This window comes from Vibrio sp. SCSIO 43009 (assembly GCF_023716525.1).
Classification (GTDB): Bacteria; Pseudomonadota; Gammaproteobacteria; order Enterobacterales; family Vibrionaceae; genus Vibrio; species Vibrio alginolyticus.
In genome coordinates this window covers 1825226-1841131 of record NZ_CP071843.1, presented here as the reverse complement: position 1 = coordinate 1841131, position 15906 = coordinate 1825226, and the positions used below count along the sequence as shown (strand labels likewise).

Annotated in this window: 15 protein-coding genes; 10 read left to right on the top strand and 5 right to left on the bottom strand. The window is 44.3% G+C overall.

What is annotated here, in order from left to right; translation table 11 throughout:
- Nucleotides 1-618: 618 nt before the first annotated feature.
- Nucleotides 619-2589 carry a replication initiator protein RctB domain-containing protein gene (locus J4N43_RS23825; RefSeq protein ID WP_005374502.1) on the top strand — a complete coding sequence of 657 codons (1971 nt, stop codon included), beginning with the start codon at nucleotides 619-621 and terminating at the stop codon, nucleotides 2587-2589.
- A 289-nt stretch (nucleotides 2590-2878) separates the two neighbouring features.
- Here J4N43_RS23825 and J4N43_RS23820 read toward each other — a convergent pair whose 3' ends face one another.
- Genes J4N43_RS23820 through J4N43_RS23810 form a run of 3 tightly spaced genes read right to left on the bottom strand, consistent with a single transcriptional unit; the run spans nucleotide 2879 to nucleotide 5129 of the window.
- Nucleotides 2879-3346, bottom strand: a complete 468-nt coding sequence (locus J4N43_RS23820) for a transcriptional regulator (RefSeq protein WP_158159433.1) — start codon at nucleotides 3344-3346, stop codon at nucleotides 2879-2881.
- Nucleotides 3346-4278, bottom strand: a complete 933-nt coding sequence (locus J4N43_RS23815; protein ID WP_158159434.1) for an ATP-binding cassette domain-containing protein — start codon at nucleotides 4276-4278, stop codon at nucleotides 3346-3348. Before J4N43_RS23815 ends, J4N43_RS23820 begins: the two co-directional genes overlap by 1 nt.
- A 2-nt stretch (nucleotides 4279-4280) precedes the next feature.
- A complete protein-coding gene (locus J4N43_RS23810) occupies nucleotides 4281-5129 on the bottom strand; it encodes an ABC transporter ATP-binding protein (RefSeq protein WP_158159435.1) in 849 nt (282 codons plus the stop codon).
- 361 nt (nucleotides 5130-5490) lie between these two features.
- Here J4N43_RS23810 and J4N43_RS23805 point away from each other — a divergent pair, with 361 nt between their 5' ends.
- The gene (locus tag J4N43_RS23805; RefSeq protein WP_005374493.1) at nucleotides 5491-5688 is read left to right on the top strand and encodes a PA3496 family putative envelope integrity protein; all 198 of its coding nucleotides are present in this window, start codon (nucleotides 5491-5493) and stop codon (nucleotides 5686-5688) included.
- A gap of 238 nt (nucleotides 5689-5926) precedes the next feature.
- Complete coding sequence (ribA, locus tag J4N43_RS23800; RefSeq protein ID WP_017635221.1) at nucleotides 5927-6988, top strand: GTP cyclohydrolase II; 1062 nt, start codon at nucleotides 5927-5929, stop codon at nucleotides 6986-6988.
- A 68-nt stretch (nucleotides 6989-7056) separates the two neighbouring features.
- On the opposite strand, the gene J4N43_RS23795 is transcribed toward ribA, so the two are convergent.
- Nucleotides 7057-7812: a substrate-binding periplasmic protein gene (locus J4N43_RS23795; RefSeq protein WP_005374490.1), complete on the bottom strand. Its 756-nt coding sequence runs from the start codon at nucleotides 7810-7812 to the stop codon at nucleotides 7057-7059.
- 68 nt (nucleotides 7813-7880) lie between these two features.
- On the opposite strand from J4N43_RS23795, the gene J4N43_RS23790 reads away from it, so the two are divergent.
- The 3 genes from J4N43_RS23790 (at nucleotide 7881) to J4N43_RS23780 (ending at nucleotide 10941) form a co-directional block, all read left to right on the top strand.
- Complete coding sequence (locus J4N43_RS23790; protein ID WP_005374486.1) at nucleotides 7881-9779, top strand: ATP-binding protein; 1899 nt, start codon at nucleotides 7881-7883, stop codon at nucleotides 9777-9779.
- 100 nt (nucleotides 9780-9879) lie between these two features.
- Nucleotides 9880-10089 carry a DUF3283 family protein gene (locus J4N43_RS23785; RefSeq protein ID WP_005374484.1) on the top strand — a complete coding sequence of 70 codons (210 nt, stop codon included), beginning with the start codon at nucleotides 9880-9882 and terminating at the stop codon, nucleotides 10087-10089.
- A 135-nt stretch (nucleotides 10090-10224) separates the two neighbouring features.
- Nucleotides 10225-10941, top strand: a complete 717-nt coding sequence (locus tag J4N43_RS23780) for a YebC/PmpR family DNA-binding transcriptional regulator (protein WP_005374482.1) — start codon at nucleotides 10225-10227, stop codon at nucleotides 10939-10941.
- 72 nt (nucleotides 10942-11013) lie between these two features.
- On the opposite strand, the gene rodA is transcribed toward J4N43_RS23780, so the two are convergent.
- Entirely contained in the window at nucleotides 11014-12096 is a 1083-nt protein-coding gene (gene rodA, locus J4N43_RS23775; RefSeq protein WP_005374481.1) for a rod shape-determining protein RodA, read from the bottom strand.
- Nucleotides 12097-12488: 392 nt separating this feature from the next.
- On the opposite strand from rodA, the gene J4N43_RS23770 reads away from it, so the two are divergent.
- The 4 genes from J4N43_RS23770 to J4N43_RS23755 are packed head-to-tail and all read left to right on the top strand — an operon-like array spanning nucleotide 12489 to nucleotide 15899.
- The gene (locus J4N43_RS23770; protein WP_031778861.1) at nucleotides 12489-13157 is read left to right on the top strand and encodes a hypothetical protein; all 669 of its coding nucleotides are present in this window, start codon (nucleotides 12489-12491) and stop codon (nucleotides 13155-13157) included.
- Between the two features lie 9 nt (nucleotides 13158-13166).
- The gene (locus J4N43_RS23765; RefSeq protein WP_005374479.1) at nucleotides 13167-13865 is read left to right on the top strand and encodes an ABC transporter ATP-binding protein; all 699 of its coding nucleotides are present in this window, start codon (nucleotides 13167-13169) and stop codon (nucleotides 13863-13865) included.
- A complete protein-coding gene (locus tag J4N43_RS23760) occupies nucleotides 13853-15121 on the top strand; it encodes an ABC transporter permease (RefSeq protein ID WP_005374476.1) in 1269 nt (422 codons plus the stop codon). Before J4N43_RS23765 ends, J4N43_RS23760 begins: the two co-directional genes overlap by 13 nt.
- A complete protein-coding gene (locus J4N43_RS23755; RefSeq protein WP_005374475.1) occupies nucleotides 15114-15899 on the top strand; it encodes an outer membrane lipoprotein-sorting protein in 786 nt (261 codons plus the stop codon). Before J4N43_RS23760 ends, J4N43_RS23755 begins: the two co-directional genes overlap by 8 nt.
- Nucleotides 15900-15906: the final 7 nt, after the last annotated feature.

Genomic DNA, 15906 nt, shown 5'->3' with positions numbered 1-15906 from the left:
GGTATAGAAGCCGGAACAATGAAATTGCTCAAGTTGCTATGATAAATCACGCTCTCATGATCATGCTTCCTGTAAATAAGCAGAGACTAGGATTTACTTCTAAATATGAGCGACTTGAATATATTTTAATCAGATGAGTGATATCTCATCAATATGGGCGGCAGAACGATAGATATATTGGCTCTTGATCATCGGTCCGAGTATAAATAACATCACCAATGCACAATATAATCATCGTGAAGATCACTATTAAATACTGCATCTGTGGATAACCTGTAAAAACATCATGATCATCGTTTCAAGACTCTTTTGATCATCTTTTCATAACCTTAATGATCATGCTTACGAATAAATATGATCATGCTTTCAGGTTATTGTTGATCATACTTTCAGACTTCTTATGATCATAGTTCCGAAACACATGGAAATAATAGTCTTATAGAACAAAAGCTTAGCGAGAAATTTCAAGCCAGATCATTAGATCATATAATCAATTAAGATCAGATTAATCAAAAAGATCAGTTATTTAAAAACAATCTTTTTTCTTTATTTATGATCTGTTTTTCTTTATTCTTCGGAACCATAGCACAACTACGGCTAGTGTGATCTGGATCTAAAATGACGGCTGATGAAAAAATTCTGATTAAAGCACCGAGAAGCCACAAAGATGGCCATCTTTTTGAGGTACATGAATCCTCTGCGGATTGGGTAGAGCAGTACCAACATTTCAAAGGGGTGACCAAAAGCATCTTAGAGTTGCTTAATCTGATCTCATTACGAGGCTTCAGCAGCAAGGATGGTTTGGTTTCAACCACAGAGATTGTAGAAGCAACAGATGGGCAACTCACACGTGCAGCTCTGCAACAACGTTTGCGCGCGGCAGTAAATATTGGTTTATTTACTCAAACTCCAGTGCGTTTTGAAGAGGGACTTGCTGGTAAAACGATGCTACATAAATTTGTGAATCCCAATCAGCTTATATCTGTGTTGGGAGCAACAAGTCTTGTTACCGACAAAGTTCGCCAGAACGAGAAACAAAAACGTTCGAAAGCATTGGCTCAGACTCAAGTAAACAAACGTTTGTTGAATGAGCACGGGTTAAACACACCTCCCACGATGAAAGATGAAGCCGATCAATTTGTTGTATCTCCAACAAATTGGGCTGGGATAATTGACCAAGCACTTGCGCCACCAAGAACTCGAAAAAGTTATCAGAAATCCATGGTGTCGATCTCTGGCACAAAAGCCGTTATTGAGACGCGATCATCCAAAAATATCATGACTGTGGATGATCTCATGACCCTGTTCGCTCTCTTCACGTTAACGGTTCAGTATCATGATCATCACAAAGATCAGTATCAGCTTGATGCTGCTCACGTACCAAACAAAACGCCGCTATACATCACTGATATTTTGTCGCTCAGAGGCAAAAAAGACAGTGGCCCAGCTCGTGATTCCATTCGCGATAGCATTGATCGCATTGAATTCACTGATTTTCAGCTCCATGAACTTACTGGACGTTGGCTAAGTGAAAACATGCCAGAGGGCTTCAAAAGTGATCGTTTTCGTTTTCTTGCACGAACCATCACAGCCTCTGAAGAGGCACCTGTGGAGGGAAGCGATGGTGAAATTCGTATCAAGCCAAACTTATATATTTTAGTTTGGGAACCTTCGTTTTATGAAGAGCTGTTAACACGCGATTATTTCTTCTTGTTTCCGCCAGAGATCTTGAAACAACATACGTTGGTGTTTCAACTGTACTCTTTCTTCCGTAGTCGCATGGTTCGTCGTCACACGGATTGCATGCTACTGAGTGAGTTAAATCAGAAGCTTGCACGTAACATTGAATGGCGTCGGTTCTCAATGGATCTGATCCGTGAGCTGAAACGCTTGTCAGACGGCAAAGGGACAGACGATCTTTTTGTAGTGAACTTATGGGGCTATCACTTAACGATAGAAACCATGATCGAAAATGACAAAGTGATGGACTACCAGATCGATATCAAATGTGATGTCGAAGAGGTCTTACGTTATTCGCGAGCGCGTACAACCAACGCAGGTAAGCGCAACATGGCGCCTACGCTGCCAAACCCGCTTCGTAATGAGATGGTAACCCGACAGCAGCTTGAGGAGCTCTCAGGCATCATAGACGGCGAATTTGAGCCCATTCAACGCAAAGCACCGTCTCCAAGAGGAAATTTAGGGCGACGCGTGAAGCAAAGAAAACATTTGGTAGAGATCAATGCTGATGAGATCACCATTACTCTATCTAAATATACCTCACCAGAGGCTCTAGAACGCAGTATAACGGCTTTGTCTGCGATGACAGGGCACTCGTATGCCTCAATCAAAGAAGAGTGCTCAGATTACATAGAGAAGCTCGATTGGCTAAGGGTAGGGGATGAGCCGATTCCTTATGAGACATTAAGTAAAACCGTCGAGCTGTTTAACACCCAGAACGATGTTAAGCATCTTACCATCGAGCGCTTGATTGCGGGGTTAGCGGTGCGTCGGAAAGTTTGTCGTCAAATCTTCGATGGTCACATGGATGAAATGGTATTTCGTGCCTTGGATGAAATGGCGATTTAAAAGTGTCGCTTGATGTGTATCAAGCTATAGGTGTGATGTATCGGTTTGAAATGTAACAATGTCTTTCGATGATAAAAAACAGACTTAACTCTTACAAACCACTGACATTAGAAGCCAAGCCTAATACTACTATTTATCCCGAATAGACAACCTTTTGTCCTTTCTGATGATTAATAGATTGGCTCATATTGTTACATTCATTCTGAATAGACTTCGCGAGTTTCTCCTCAGGAAACTCGCTTTTTTTTGCCTAAAATTCCGCTAATTAAGCCTTGATCATTTTTCCGGACTAATGAGGTAAACCTTGATCATGCTTCTTGGGTTCATTCCAATGTAATGAACGCATCAACGCAACATGTGATTCGATTAAGCTATGGGCTTGTTCCTGCCACTTGTTTTGATCACACTGCTGATTACAAAACTCTAACGCCACAACGGTGAGATGCTGAAGTCGTCTCAAACACCAATCTTTGATCAGAATATCAGTCGAGACTTGGCATGCTGCTTGTTCAAGCTTTGCACTCGTATAAAGCAAAGTTTGATATGCTTTCTGAGGGTCTTGGTACCTTGCATGTTGAAACACGCGTAAACATCCATCCAACCAGCAAGCAATCGCTTTACTTTGAAGATCACTCAATTCGGGTCCAAACACGTCATCAGGCACCTGATATAAGATCGTTTCCAATTTTTCTACTTGATCATGTTTCCGCTGTTCGTACCACATGGCGACTTGATCTTGCCAAGTACTTAAATCCATTACGCTGCCTCAGTCCATTGTTTTACATAGTGATTTGGTCCTATTTGATCAAATTCGTCGACAATTATGCTGCTACGTTGACGAATTTCATCGGCATCTATCGAATAGTTTGGTTCATTTTTCACTAAGTTACCAAAAGGTAAGTCAGGATCAGGAACGGCAGAAATCAACAGCTTAGTATAAGGATGCTGCGGATTCTTAAGTATTGAATGAGTGTCGCCCCATTCAACGATTTGCCCTTTGTACATTACTGCGGTTTCTTCCGCGATGTAGTGCGCAGTCGCCAGATCATGAGTGACGTATAAAAAACCAATTCCCAGTTCTTGCTTCATCCGTTGCATTAAATTTAACACTCCCAAGCGAATAGAAACATCCAGCATAGACGTAGGCTCATCCGCAAGAATGATTTGCGAACCTACCGCTAAAGCCCTTGCTAAGTTTACTCGCTGACGTTGCCCACCACTGAGTTCGTGAGGGAACTTATTCAGTGTCTCTTCAGGTAGTTCCACCAGCTTTAGGAGCTCTTCCAAGCGGGCTGGGATGTCGCGCTCGTTTTTGACTTGTTTATGAATTTTTAAAGGACGTGTTAGGTGATGGCGAATGGTATGAGTTGGATTGAGAGAGCCAAACGGATCTTGAAACACCATTTGTACTTTACTGCGATATTCTTGTAGAGCCGATCGTGACGTGATCTCATTTATGTCAGTGCCATTGAAAAGGATCTCGCCTTCCGTTACAGGATAGACTTTGGTTATTAAGCGAGCGCAAGTACTCTTACCGCAGCCTGACTCTCCAACCAAAGCCAAGGTTTTTCCTGCGTACAGATCAAAAGTCACTCCTTGAAGCGCACGAAAGGTTTCCTCTGTCGCTAAACCACCGCCCACTTTGAATTCTTTAATCACATTTTTCATTTGGATGATAGGCTGGCTCATGGTTACGCTCCTTGTAACTCTGGTTGTTTGTGGACGTCATGAATGTTTGGGAAAGAAGCCCATAGCTTTTGCGTGTAGGGGTGTTGAGGCTGATTGCGTATATCGTATGCTCGATTGACTTCGACGATTTCTCCGTGACGCATGATTGCAATTCGATCACATAGTTGGCTCATGAGTGCCAGGTCATGAGTGATAAAGAGGACTGAAAAACCGAACTCATCTCTAAGCTGATAAATTTGCTGTAAAATTTCTCTCTGTACCACTACATCTAATGCTGTTGTGGGTTCATCCATAATGATCAGTTTTGGATTTAGAGACAAAGCAATGGCTATCACCAACCGCTGACGCATTCCTCCTGAAAATTGATGAGGATATTCTGCTAAGCGTTCTCGAGGAATATTGACCAAGTCCAACAACTTTTCTGCTCTATCTTTTGCTTGAGCGTTAGTGAGGCCTTGATGGTGTCGTAACACATCAGCAAATTGCTCTTGTATCGTTAAGACAGGGTTGAGTGAGTTCATCGCGCTCTGGAACACCATGGCGATTTCACTCCACCTTAGAGCGGTCAGCTCAGAGTCTGAGATACTAAGGATATCCTTGCCATCAAACCATATTTTACCGCCAGAAATGAACGCTGGCGGCTTATGAAGACGATTTATTGAGAATGCGATTGTGCTTTTACCACATCCAGATTCACCGGCAAGACCAAATACTTCGCCTTTGCCGATATCAAAGCTGATGGACTTTACCGCATTAAAATCACCATTATCAGTGATGTAATCGACGCACAAATCTCGGATCTGGATGACCGGGTCATTGTGGTATGCATGACTTAAGTTAATACCATCCATATAAACACCTAACCAATCTAAAAGATAATTATTATCATTATCAGGTGTGACGGTTTTTAGAAAGTATCAAACCATGAATCAGTGAAGTGACTCGAAAGTTAGGTGAAACAGGAAGTGGTGTAATGCGTCGTTGATAAAACTAAAGAAGAGCAGAATTGAGAGCTAGATCAGCACACTTTTCGTAGGGGGAATTACTCAAATTTAATCGTAAATTTGTCCCTTGGCAAAACTTAAATGATGAATCTATTAAGGAGTTAACGAAAGGGCGGGAGGGGTCACATTTCCCTACAGTTTTTCTTACCACCTTGTTCCGGTTTTGCTATAGATTACGCATCGAAAACATGGTGTGTTCGGAGGAAATATGTCCATTAATTCTATCGACCATGACGAGATGACCAACATCGCTCACAAATGGGAATTACCTGATGAGGAAACCGTTGTGAAGCCAGAGAAAACAGTGAAATCAGCAGAAGCCAGAAGACGCATTGAAGCGTTACGTGAGATCCGTGAAAGTGGGTTGACCATTGAAGAAGCAAGGGAGCTTGGCTTGATACACTGATCGCCTTAGGTTGGTTTAGCAACCCATAGGGTAGTCGACGGACTGCCCTTTTTATTTTTTCACTCTATTACTCTCTTATTCAAAACCTCCATTTATCTGTCTTGCGCCTCAAAAGCACGAGTTTCACACTCACGTCCCGTCCCGAAGAAGTTTGACAATCTGACCTTGTGTTACTAGATATATCAGTAGCGATATGCTTTTTGTTGATTATCGCAACCACAAAGCAAGGAGCGCAAGTATGGTTGATCAAATCCTTTTTTATGAGCCCGATGAGCCCCACGGTTTTCTCTCAAATTTTTGCCATGCCCCAGTCAATATCTCCTCCCAAACTTGGCCCACCAGCGAACATTATTACCAAGCCCAAAAGTTTCTCGATGCTCAGTTGCAAAGTAAAATTCAGCACGCAAGCACCCCTGATGAAGCGTTTGCTTTAAGCCGTAAATACGAACACTTTGTCAGAAGCGATTGGGACGATATAAAGTTGGCTGTTATGGCTTTCATCGTTAGGGAAAAGTTTCTACAAAATCCACCATTAGCGCAGCAATTAATGAGAACGGGTAACGCTTGCCTAACAGAGCATTCTCATAAAGATGCCTTTTGGGGGGACGGGGGAGATGGTAAAGGAGAAAATCATCTAGGAGAGATTCTGATGAATGTGCGGGCAGAGCTGAGACATGTTGAGCCTTACAATCTCGTGAAGTTTATCGATAAAGCCAAATTGCCGACCCAGTGGGGCACATTTATGATGTACGGCTTTATTGAAGCCGCGACAAATAAAGAGCATCTTGCTCTGGTCTATGGCGAGCCGACAAAAAGTGCAGCACCACTTATTCGGTTGCATTCGGAGTGTCTTACCGGAGATGCTCTATTTAGCACGCGTTGTGACTGTGGTTTTCAGCTTAATAGAGCGCTACAAAACATCGTCAAAGAGGGATGTGGCGTGCTGCTTTATTTACGTCAAGAAGGACGTGGAATCGGCTTGATTAATAAAATTCGTGCCTATCACTTACAAGATGATGGCGCAGATACCGTGGAAGCAAATGAACGTTTAGGTTTTGCCGCTGATATGCGTGATTACGCGTTCTGTAAAGGAATGCTAGAGCATTTGGGGATTGACGCTGTGCGTCTAATGACGAATAACCCACGCAAGCTCGCCGCCTTAAAAGCGGTTGATATTAACGTCATTGAACGAGTGCCATTACAAGAAGGGAATAACCCAAGTAATCAACATTACCTGCAAACCAAGGCGAGTAAATTGGGGCACATGTTTGATCCTAAGTTTGTTAACCACACTAAGTAAGTGCTACAGATTTTACAGAAACAAAAACGCCAACGTATCATCGTTGGCGTTTTTGTTAATGAGTTGATTCATTGATACTTTTGAATGATTTCATCAATTTCCCCTGAGGCTTTTAATTCAACGAGTCGTGTATTGATGTAATTTTGAGTTTCTGGTTGCATTTGAGGTGAAAAAGCCAGGTAGATTGAGTAGTCAGGAATAACCGAGCTGAAAGGCTGTATCTGAAAATTCTCTAACGGCAAATTGAGTCGCTTTAAGTTGTAAAGGACTCGGGATTCCATCTCGACAAAAGCTGTATCTCCAGGGGTTCGGCTTATCACTCGGTATGCGGCGTTGTAGTCTTTCACGCGCATTTCATTGACACTGCCATTTTCAAAGAACGGTGTTAAATTTGGATAATCAAACCCCAGCAGTAATACAATAGAACGACCATGCATGGTATCCATATTTTTGAATTCTAAAGGCTTCTCGCTACTCGACACCAGTACATGTTTTACAGTGTAAATGGGCTCCTCAGATAAATTTTCCGATTGCACCTTGCCCCAGTTCGGGCTGCCATAAGTTAACCAGTTTGGCTCAGCGCCTTCTTCCAATATGGAAATCATACGTTTAAATGGATAAGTATGATAATTCACTTGGTAATCCGACTCCGCGAAGATAGCGCTGACGATATCGGTCACAATTCCGGAGTGCATTTGTCCCTGTTGTTCAATTTGAAATGGTCGAGCTTGTTCAGCAATGACGTAATAGTTCACTTGATTTGCGGTCACATGAGAACTTACAACAATTAAGCTAAAAGCCAATCTAAGTAGAAGTCTTTTCATCGTATCCTCGATTATTATTTGTGCGTAGCTATATTTAGAGTAGCGCAAGTTTATCGGAGCGGTTTCATATGGATGAAAAAGAGCGATCTCAACGTCGTTTTAGTATCGGCAACCAACTTATGTTGGCGGTATTAACGTTGAGTTTAATCTTTACGGTCATCATTTCTACAGTGAGCTTATATCGAGTTTTTCACGAAGATTTAGCCCATTTAGATGTTGAATTAAAGCAGGTTGAGTCTAGCTATTTATCGAGCTTTTCTGCGAGTTTGTGGGTAGAGGATAGGGAGCTGTTGTTGACACAAGCTCAAGGTGCAATGCGTATGCCCTCGGTGGACTACTTACGTATTGCTAGTGAAGACGAAGTTATCATTGAATTAGGTTCGGCGCTTTCTGAGGATGTTGTCGAGAGAAGCTGGCCGATGCAGTATCGGGTCGGCGATAAAACGTATGATCTCGCGATATTAACGGTTCAATCGGATCTTAGCGCGATATATGAAGATCTTTGGCAGCAGTTCTTTTTTCTACTTACGACAGAAGCGATCAAAATTCTTGTCCTCATCATTGGTGTTCTTTGGGTGGCGTTTCGCTTGTTGGTCAATCCGTTACAATTGCTGTCTGGTGCGGTGAGCGATTTTCGTGGCGGTACAGTGCCGAGTAAAGTGACTCTCCCTAAACGATGGTGCTTTGATGAAGTGAGTGTTTTGGCAGAGAAATACAACCGAAGTGTTGAGAAAGTGAAAGAGCACCAGACTGAGTTAGAGGCTGAACGCGATAGGGCAGAAGTCGCTAATCGTAAGAAAAGTGAGTTTCTTGCCACTATGAGTCATGAGATCCGCACACCGATGAATGGCATTATTGGTGTGTCGTCGTTGCTCAATGACACCGACCTCGATCCCCAGCAAAAAGAGTTTGTAGAGATCATTGACAGTTCTTCTCACTCACTAATGACGATCATCGACGACATTTTGGACTTCTCTAAAGTTGAAGCTGGCAAAGTAGAGCTGGAATACACGAGCTATGATCTTCGCGAGCTACTTGACGATGTCATCAGTTTACATAGTGTCAAAGCCAAGCAGAAAAACTTACAGCTGCTCAGCAATATTGATCCTCACTTGCCAATCGAAGTGCAAGGTGATGCCACACGATTGAAACAAGTTCTGAACAATTTGTTGAGCAACGCGATTAAATTTACCGAGCGCGGCCATGTGAAGCTTCTTGTAGCGTTGTCTCGACTTGATGGAGAGACCGCTCATATCCGGTTTCGAGTTGTGGATTCTGGTATTGGTATTGCGAAAGAGCACCAACAAGCAATCTTCGAACGCTTCCAACAAGCTGATGGTAGTACCACCAGAAAGTATGGTGGGACAGGGCTTGGTTTGGCGATAGCTGCACAGTTGGTTAACTTGATGGGAGGGGAAATACAACTAACAAGTGAGCTTGGGCTGGGAAGCTGTTTTGAATTTTCGATTCCTGTTGCTGTAATAAATGCGCAATCGACCTATACCGACCAACTTAATGTATTAGATTTCCCGAAAGCGGAAGACAACGAAATCAGCCCTCAAGATAATGATAAACCTTGGGTATTGGTTGTTGAAGATACCATCGTCAATCAGAAGGTAGTTCGCATCATGTTAGAAAAACTGGGTGTGCGAGTGAGTGTCGCCAACCATGGCGAAGAAGCATTGCAGCTGTGTGATCAGCAGCCTTTCGATTTGATTTTTATGGACTGCCAAATGCCTGTGATGGATGGGTTTATTGCTACGGAGCGAATTCGAAAAATGGGAGAGTGGGGGAAACACGTTCCAATTATTGCGCTAAGTGCCAATGTCATTAAAGAGGATCAGCAACATTGCTTCGATGTTGGGATGAACGAGTTCGTGGCTAAACCCGTTACCAAGACTCGATTACAACAAATATTCGAACAGCATTTACCAAAAGCACTGAAAATCAGCGCTGTGCCTAAATAGTTAACTTGAAATCGATCAAGTTAAGTGCGTTTCTATTCTGTAATTGTAACTCTGTGTGATATAGTGCCCGGCTAGTATTTAAAGTACCTTGAGGCTGTGAATGTCGTTTAATCTATCCCTATTGCCGCCTGACGAAAAAAACAAAATCGAACTGGATAAGCAGGCGTCGTTTTTGGTTTGGAAGCTCAGAGAGGCCAAATCTGGTCCTGAAGCAATAGAAGAACAGTTGTCCAAGATTAACGATGCTGATGAAAAGGCGTTTTTCCAGCAATCGGTCGAAAAGTACAAACGAGTAATGGGTGTCGCTTAACGCGAACCGTGGCAATGGTTCAATCCAATGTGACGAATGAGGTAACCTCCCTATTCCTTTGCTAAGCGAAATTGAAAAGGTTTCGCTTTTTGCTAAAATCCTTCGCATTAAATTTGAATTTAGAGAGACATCCCGATGGGAAGAAGTTTTGAAGTGCGCAAAGCCTCTATGGCGAAAACTGCAGGCGCGAAAATTAAAGTTTATTCCAAATACGGTAAAGAAATTTACATGTGCGCGAAAAACGGTGGTGGTGATCCAGACATGAACTTGTCTTTGAAACACCTGATCGCAAAAGCGAAAAAAGACCAAGTTCCTGCGCACGTTATCGATAAAGCGATCGACAAAGCGAACGGTGGCGGTGGTGAAGACTACACTCCAGCACGTTACGAAGGCTTCGGCCCTGGCGGTACTAGCGTTATCGTTGACTGTCTAACAGACAACGGCAACCGTACTTTCCAAGATGTACGCCAATGCTTTGTGAAAGTCGGTGCGAAAATTGGTGTTGAGGGCTCGGTTTCTCACATGTTCGATCACCAAGCGGTATTCCAGTTCAAAGGCGACGATGATGAAATCATCCTAGAAACGCTAATGATGGAAGATGTAGACGTTACTGACGTTGAGCTAGAAGACGGTGTTATCACTGTATTCGCACCTCACACAGAATTCTTCAAAACAAAAACTGCGCTTAACGGTGCATTCCCAGATCTAACGATCGATGTTGAAGAAATCACATTCGTTCCGCAAACTCATACGCCTGTATCGGGTGAAGATGCTGAGAAGTTCCAGAAATTCCTAGATCTTCTAGATGACTGTGATGATGTTCAGCAGGTTTACCACAACGCAGAGCTGTAATTAATTCGCTCATATCGTTGTAAAAAGGCTTCCTTAGGGAAGCCTTTTTTGATCGCTTTTTCTCAAGCAGAGCTATGCGTTACGATATTTGGAATAACACAGCGACATGATTACACCAAAACAGATACCTTGAGTTAGCATCGCCGTGCCGCCATAGCTAAAGAAGGGAAGTGGGCTACCCATTACTGGCAACAAGCCACTCACCATGCCCGTATTGATAAAAGCATACAGAAAAAAGCTCATCGCTAATGCGCCACTTACCAGCCGACTAAAAAAGTGGTCAGACTGACATGCAAGCAACATAACGCGTGCAGTAATAAACAAGTACAATGCGAGTAAGACTAAACTGCCAACAAAGCCCCATTCTTCTGCATAGGTCGAAAAAATAAAGTCCGTATGACTTTCTGGAATAAAGCCAAGTGTTCCCTGCGTTGCATTCATCCAACCTTTGCCTTTCATACCGCCTGAGCCAATCGCAATCAAAGATTGGATGATTTGGTAACCCGAACCCAGTGGATCGGACTCAGGGTGCAAGAACTGTGTTACACGGCTCTTTTGATAGGTTTCCATAACGAAGAACCATAAAATAGGTGCTAACGTTAAAATGCTCGCAATAAACCCGCAGATTATTTTCCAGCTCATGCCAGCCAAAAACAAAACGAACAATGCATAAATGATGGTAAAAACTGCACCGTCTAAATCCGGTTGTAGCGCGATTAACCCGGCAGGAATCATTGTAATAAGTAAGCAAAACGCAATTTTCCGACTGTCTGGTCGACCTCCTTCAATATGAAGCATCCAGGCGATCATGATTGGAATGGAAAGCTTGATTAGCTCAGACGGTTGAAAGCGGAAGAAGCCGATATCGAGCCAACGTTGAGAGCCATTGGTGCTATCACCAAATAAAGCGACAGCAAGTAGCAGAGCAACCGCAATAATGTAGAGATATGGAGCTGAGCGCTGATAGCTGGACGCTGGAATCGAGGACATGGCCAAGATGCAAACTAATGTCAGTCCGCAGCGCGCCAAATGTTTGAAGAGCATCGCCTCATTAAAGCTACTGGCACTCCAGAGAGTGAGCGAACTTAACAGCATGATCGGAATGATCGCCATGAGTAGTGGCAAATCAACTCTTGGGAAATAACGCTTATTCATTTTCAACGACCTAATAACGCACCTATTTTGAGTGCGAAAACAACTAAAACTCGAAGAGTTCAAACTATTCCGATGCTAAGAATCTCGATTTGGAAACAACAGACACCATGCAAAGGTGTGTAAGAAAGGAGAGTGCGACACGTCTGTTATGGGTAGCTGTGGGATGGATAAATACACTAGCCTCAGATTTTAAGCCAGTGTTTTTATTGTGACTGCCGTAAAAATGTAGAGTTACGAATGAGCGGAATTGTATTTTCTGTTTAAGTGAATGTCATTCATCCTCTCTCAATACCATTCACTCCGCATAACTGCCATTGGTCGCATGCAAAAGCAGCGTGCGACCTTCTCCCTTAATCTGAAACCATCAAATCACGTTCAACTAAGGACAGTACATGATGGTTTCTCAATTTCGCTCAATCAAAGCTCTTAAACTGGCAAGTACCTTTATCGTCGCATTTGCACTCAGCAGCAATCTGGCTCTGGCTAACCCAAGCGAGCGCACACTCAGTCAATTCAACCAAGCGGCGCAGGGTGACTCTGGCTTAGTTGATACCGTTTACGGCGAATTATCCAAACAACTCGAAGAGCAAGGCGCAACGCCGGTGACCTTGGTTTACTTAGGTAGTGCGGAGACGTTGCAAGGTCGTGAGGCGTTTATGCCTTGGAACAAGATGAAGTTCACCGAGCGCGGTCTTGCCACAATCCAAAAAGGTTTGGATTTAATGGCGAATCAACCAGTGCCGCTACAAGAGCAACAACGCTTACAAGGCTTGCCGGAATATCAATTAGCCACTGCCATGGCAGCCACCACTTTTACTTCTCTACCTGACATGTTCAATCACTTTGAGCGTGGCTACGAGCTGTACCTTTCTCTGCTCGATGAGCCGAGTTTTAGCCAGCAACCTTTTGCGGCAACGTCTTGGATTTATCGCTACGCCATTGAAGCAGCACTGCGTGCTGAAGATGTTCAACAAGCCAAAACATGGTTAGCGCAAATGGAGCAATTGGGCGACAGCAATCTAGAAACGCAAACCGCGAAAGCGCTGCTAGCCAAGTATTAGGGAGGCGTCATGATCGTTTTTAATCAACTTAGCCGCGATTACGCCCTTGGCAGCCAAACGGTGCGTGCATTGCGAGACGTTTCTGGTGAAGTATTTGCCGGCGAAATGGTGGCATTGTGCGGGCCGTCTGGTTCTGGCAAAAGTACCTTACTTAACGTACTTGGCATGCTGGATACTCAATACCAAGGTCAGGTGACATTTGCAGGCAGCCCATACCCAACCGGACAAATGCAGGCGGCGAAAATGCGCCGTGAAAAGCTTGGTTTTGTGTTCCAAAAATTCAATCTTGTCCCCGTGATGACAGCGTTAGAGAACGTGGCTTATCCGCTACACCTCAACGGTTTTTCAAAAGCAGAACAAACCGAGCTCGCCACACAAATGCTAGAACACGTTGGCTTGGGTGAGTTTATTCATCACATGCCCGATAACCTATCTGGCGGTCAGCAGCAACGCGTGGCAATTGCTCGTGCGTTAGTGCACAAACCAGCGTTGGTGATTGCTGATGAGCCAACCGCAAGTCTTGATAGCCAAACTGCCAACAAGGTCATCGACATTATGAAAGGGCTTGGACACGAGCTTGGCACCACTTTTATCGTCGCTACACACGACCCTCGTATGGCATCCCGCTGTGACCGCACCATTGAGTTGGTGGACGGCAAAATTACCCAAACGCACGCAAGTGTGGAGGAGGTTTCATGGGCAAGCTAATTCCTGTTTCGGTTCGCCTTGCTTGGTTGAACCTGCAACGCAATCGCCGCCGCAGTTTATTGTCGATGCTGATCATCGCCATTGCCGTGTTTGCATTAACCAGTGCAGGTGGCTTTGGCCTGTACACCTACGACAGTTTGAAAGAGTCGACAGCGCGTGACACGGGGCATCTGACGTTAACCACACCGGGTTACTTCGCTAAAGAAGAAGAGATGCCACTGAGTAACGGTTTAACTCACGCCGACGATATCACCAAGCAATTGATTGGGTTGAATGAAGTGCGAGGTGTGCAACCACGAGTTGAGTTCAGTGGTTTGATTTCCAACGGTAACAAATCATCGATCTTTATCGGCATTGGCGTGAACGAACGTGAATTCGATATGAAAGGACCATTTTTAGATGTGCGCGAAGGGCAAACGCTGTCCAACATTCATGCATCGCGTTATGACCCAGCAGAGCCGGAAGTGATGCTTGGCGTTGATTTGGCGAACAACTTAAGCGTGCACGTTGGCGATTGGATCACCTTGCTGGCGACCACAACCGACGGTGCATTGAATGCGTATGACTTCAAAGTACGTGGCATCTACTCAACTGGCGTGCCTGAGCTTGATAAACGCCAACTTTACATACACATCAACAGCGCGCAATCGTTGCTCGGTTCAGACAAAGTCAGTGCGTTATCTGTCTTCCTGTTCGATACCAGTTTAACTAACCAAGTCGAGCAACAAGTAGCTTCGGTTCTTAGTAAGCAAAAGCAGAACTTGGGCGATCAAGATATTGAGATCACGCCTTGGCAAGAACGTGCGTTCTTCTATCTCAAAGTGAAAGATTTGTACGACCGCATCTTCGGCATCATGGGTGCAGTGATGGCGTTGGTGGTCTTTGTCGCGCTGTTCAACACCATGACCATGTCGGTCACCGAACGTACCCGTGAAATCGGCACCTTGTCAGCACTTGGTAGCTACCCTCGCGAAATCATTGCTGGGTTCTTGCGCGAAGCTGGCTTACTTGCGGTGATTGGCAGCTTAATCGGCGCCTTGTTCACTGCACTAGTCACCATTTTACTGATGGTCGTGGATGTGCAAATGCCGCCACCGCCAGGACGCACAGAAGGTTACCCATTGACGATTTACTTCTCTTGGGAGCTGGTGGCTGTCGCAGGATTCGCAGTATTGATGATTTGTTTGATTGCGGCGTTTTTCTCGGCACACAAAGGGGTGAACAAGCCAATTACGGAGGCACTGATTTATGTTTAATTTCAAATCACTATTACCAATTGCATTGCTGACGGTAACTGGCGTTGCAAGCATCAATGCCAGTGCGAATGAAACAGCGCTAGATGCACAGCAAGTTGCGCAATTGATTGAAAAAGCCGACAGCTACCGCTTGCAAGATGATTCCTCCAAAGTGGTGTCTCTGGTGCGCTTATATCAAGACCAAGAGTTAGATAAAACCCGCCTTTACCACGTGTACACGCGTCCAAATCGTGAATCGCTGGTGGTGTTCAAATCGGCAGTTGAAGCAGGGCAAAAGATGTTGATGATGGGCGACAACTATTGGCTACAAATGCCTAAGAGTCGCCGTCCGATTCGCATTACGCCAATGCAAAAGCTGCTTGGTGAAGCGTCTATCGGCGACATCTCAACGCTGACGTGGAGCCAAGATTATCAAGGTGAATGGAAAGCGACAGAAACCGTTTCGGTGAACGGGGAAAGTGTCGCGGCTTATCATCTTGCTTTAACCGCGAAAACCAAAGGGGCAAGCTATCAGAAGATCGACTTGTGGTTGTCTGAGCAAGATGCGTTTCCAATTAAAGCTGATCTTTACCTGCGCTCTGGCAAACTTGCTAAGCAAGCGCAATACGGACGTGCAACCGACAACGGCGAAGACTACGTCAGTGAGATGACCTTGCTTGATAGCATTCAGCCGAGCAAAAAGACCGTTATCGAGTACCAAGAAATCGTGCCTTGGCAACTGGATAACAAGTTCTACAACCCAAGCTATTTGCCGAAGGCCAACACGACTCAGCTTTAGCCTGAAC

What these genes read in the sequence shown, in the direction of transcription:
- J4N43_RS23825 (WP_005374502.1), top strand. Translation starts at nt 619, where the DNA reads ATGACGGCTGATGAAAAAATTCTGATTAAAGCACCGAGAAGCCACAAA.
- J4N43_RS23820 (WP_158159433.1), bottom strand. Translation starts at nt 3,346, where the DNA reads ATGGATTTAAGTACTTGGCAAGATCAAGTCGCCATGTGGTACGAACAG.
- J4N43_RS23815 (WP_158159434.1), bottom strand. Translation starts at nt 4,278, where the DNA reads ATGAGCCAGCCTATCATCCAAATGAAAAATGTGATTAAAGAATTCAAA.
- J4N43_RS23810 (WP_158159435.1), bottom strand. Translation starts at nt 5,129, where the DNA reads ATGGATGGTATTAACTTAAGTCATGCATACCACAATGACCCGGTCATC.
- J4N43_RS23805 (WP_005374493.1), top strand. Translation starts at nt 5,491, where the DNA reads ATGTCCATTAATTCTATCGACCATGACGAGATGACCAACATCGCTCAC.
- ribA (WP_017635221.1), top strand. Translation starts at nt 5,927, where the DNA reads ATGGTTGATCAAATCCTTTTTTATGAGCCCGATGAGCCCCACGGTTTT.
- J4N43_RS23795 (WP_005374490.1), bottom strand. Translation starts at nt 7,812, where the DNA reads ATGAAAAGACTTCTACTTAGATTGGCTTTTAGCTTAATTGTTGTAAGT.
- J4N43_RS23790 (WP_005374486.1), top strand. Translation starts at nt 7,881, where the DNA reads ATGGATGAAAAAGAGCGATCTCAACGTCGTTTTAGTATCGGCAACCAA.
- J4N43_RS23785 (WP_005374484.1), top strand. Translation starts at nt 9,880, where the DNA reads ATGTCGTTTAATCTATCCCTATTGCCGCCTGACGAAAAAAACAAAATC.
- J4N43_RS23780 (WP_005374482.1), top strand. Translation starts at nt 10,225, where the DNA reads ATGGGAAGAAGTTTTGAAGTGCGCAAAGCCTCTATGGCGAAAACTGCA.
- rodA (WP_005374481.1), bottom strand. Translation starts at nt 12,096, where the DNA reads ATGAATAAGCGTTATTTCCCAAGAGTTGATTTGCCACTACTCATGGCG.
- J4N43_RS23770 (WP_031778861.1), top strand. Translation starts at nt 12,489, where the DNA reads ATGATGGTTTCTCAATTTCGCTCAATCAAAGCTCTTAAACTGGCAAGT.
- J4N43_RS23765 (WP_005374479.1), top strand. Translation starts at nt 13,167, where the DNA reads ATGATCGTTTTTAATCAACTTAGCCGCGATTACGCCCTTGGCAGCCAA.
- J4N43_RS23760 (WP_005374476.1), top strand. Translation starts at nt 13,853, where the DNA reads ATGGGCAAGCTAATTCCTGTTTCGGTTCGCCTTGCTTGGTTGAACCTG.
- J4N43_RS23755 (WP_005374475.1), top strand. Translation starts at nt 15,114, where the DNA reads ATGTTTAATTTCAAATCACTATTACCAATTGCATTGCTGACGGTAACT.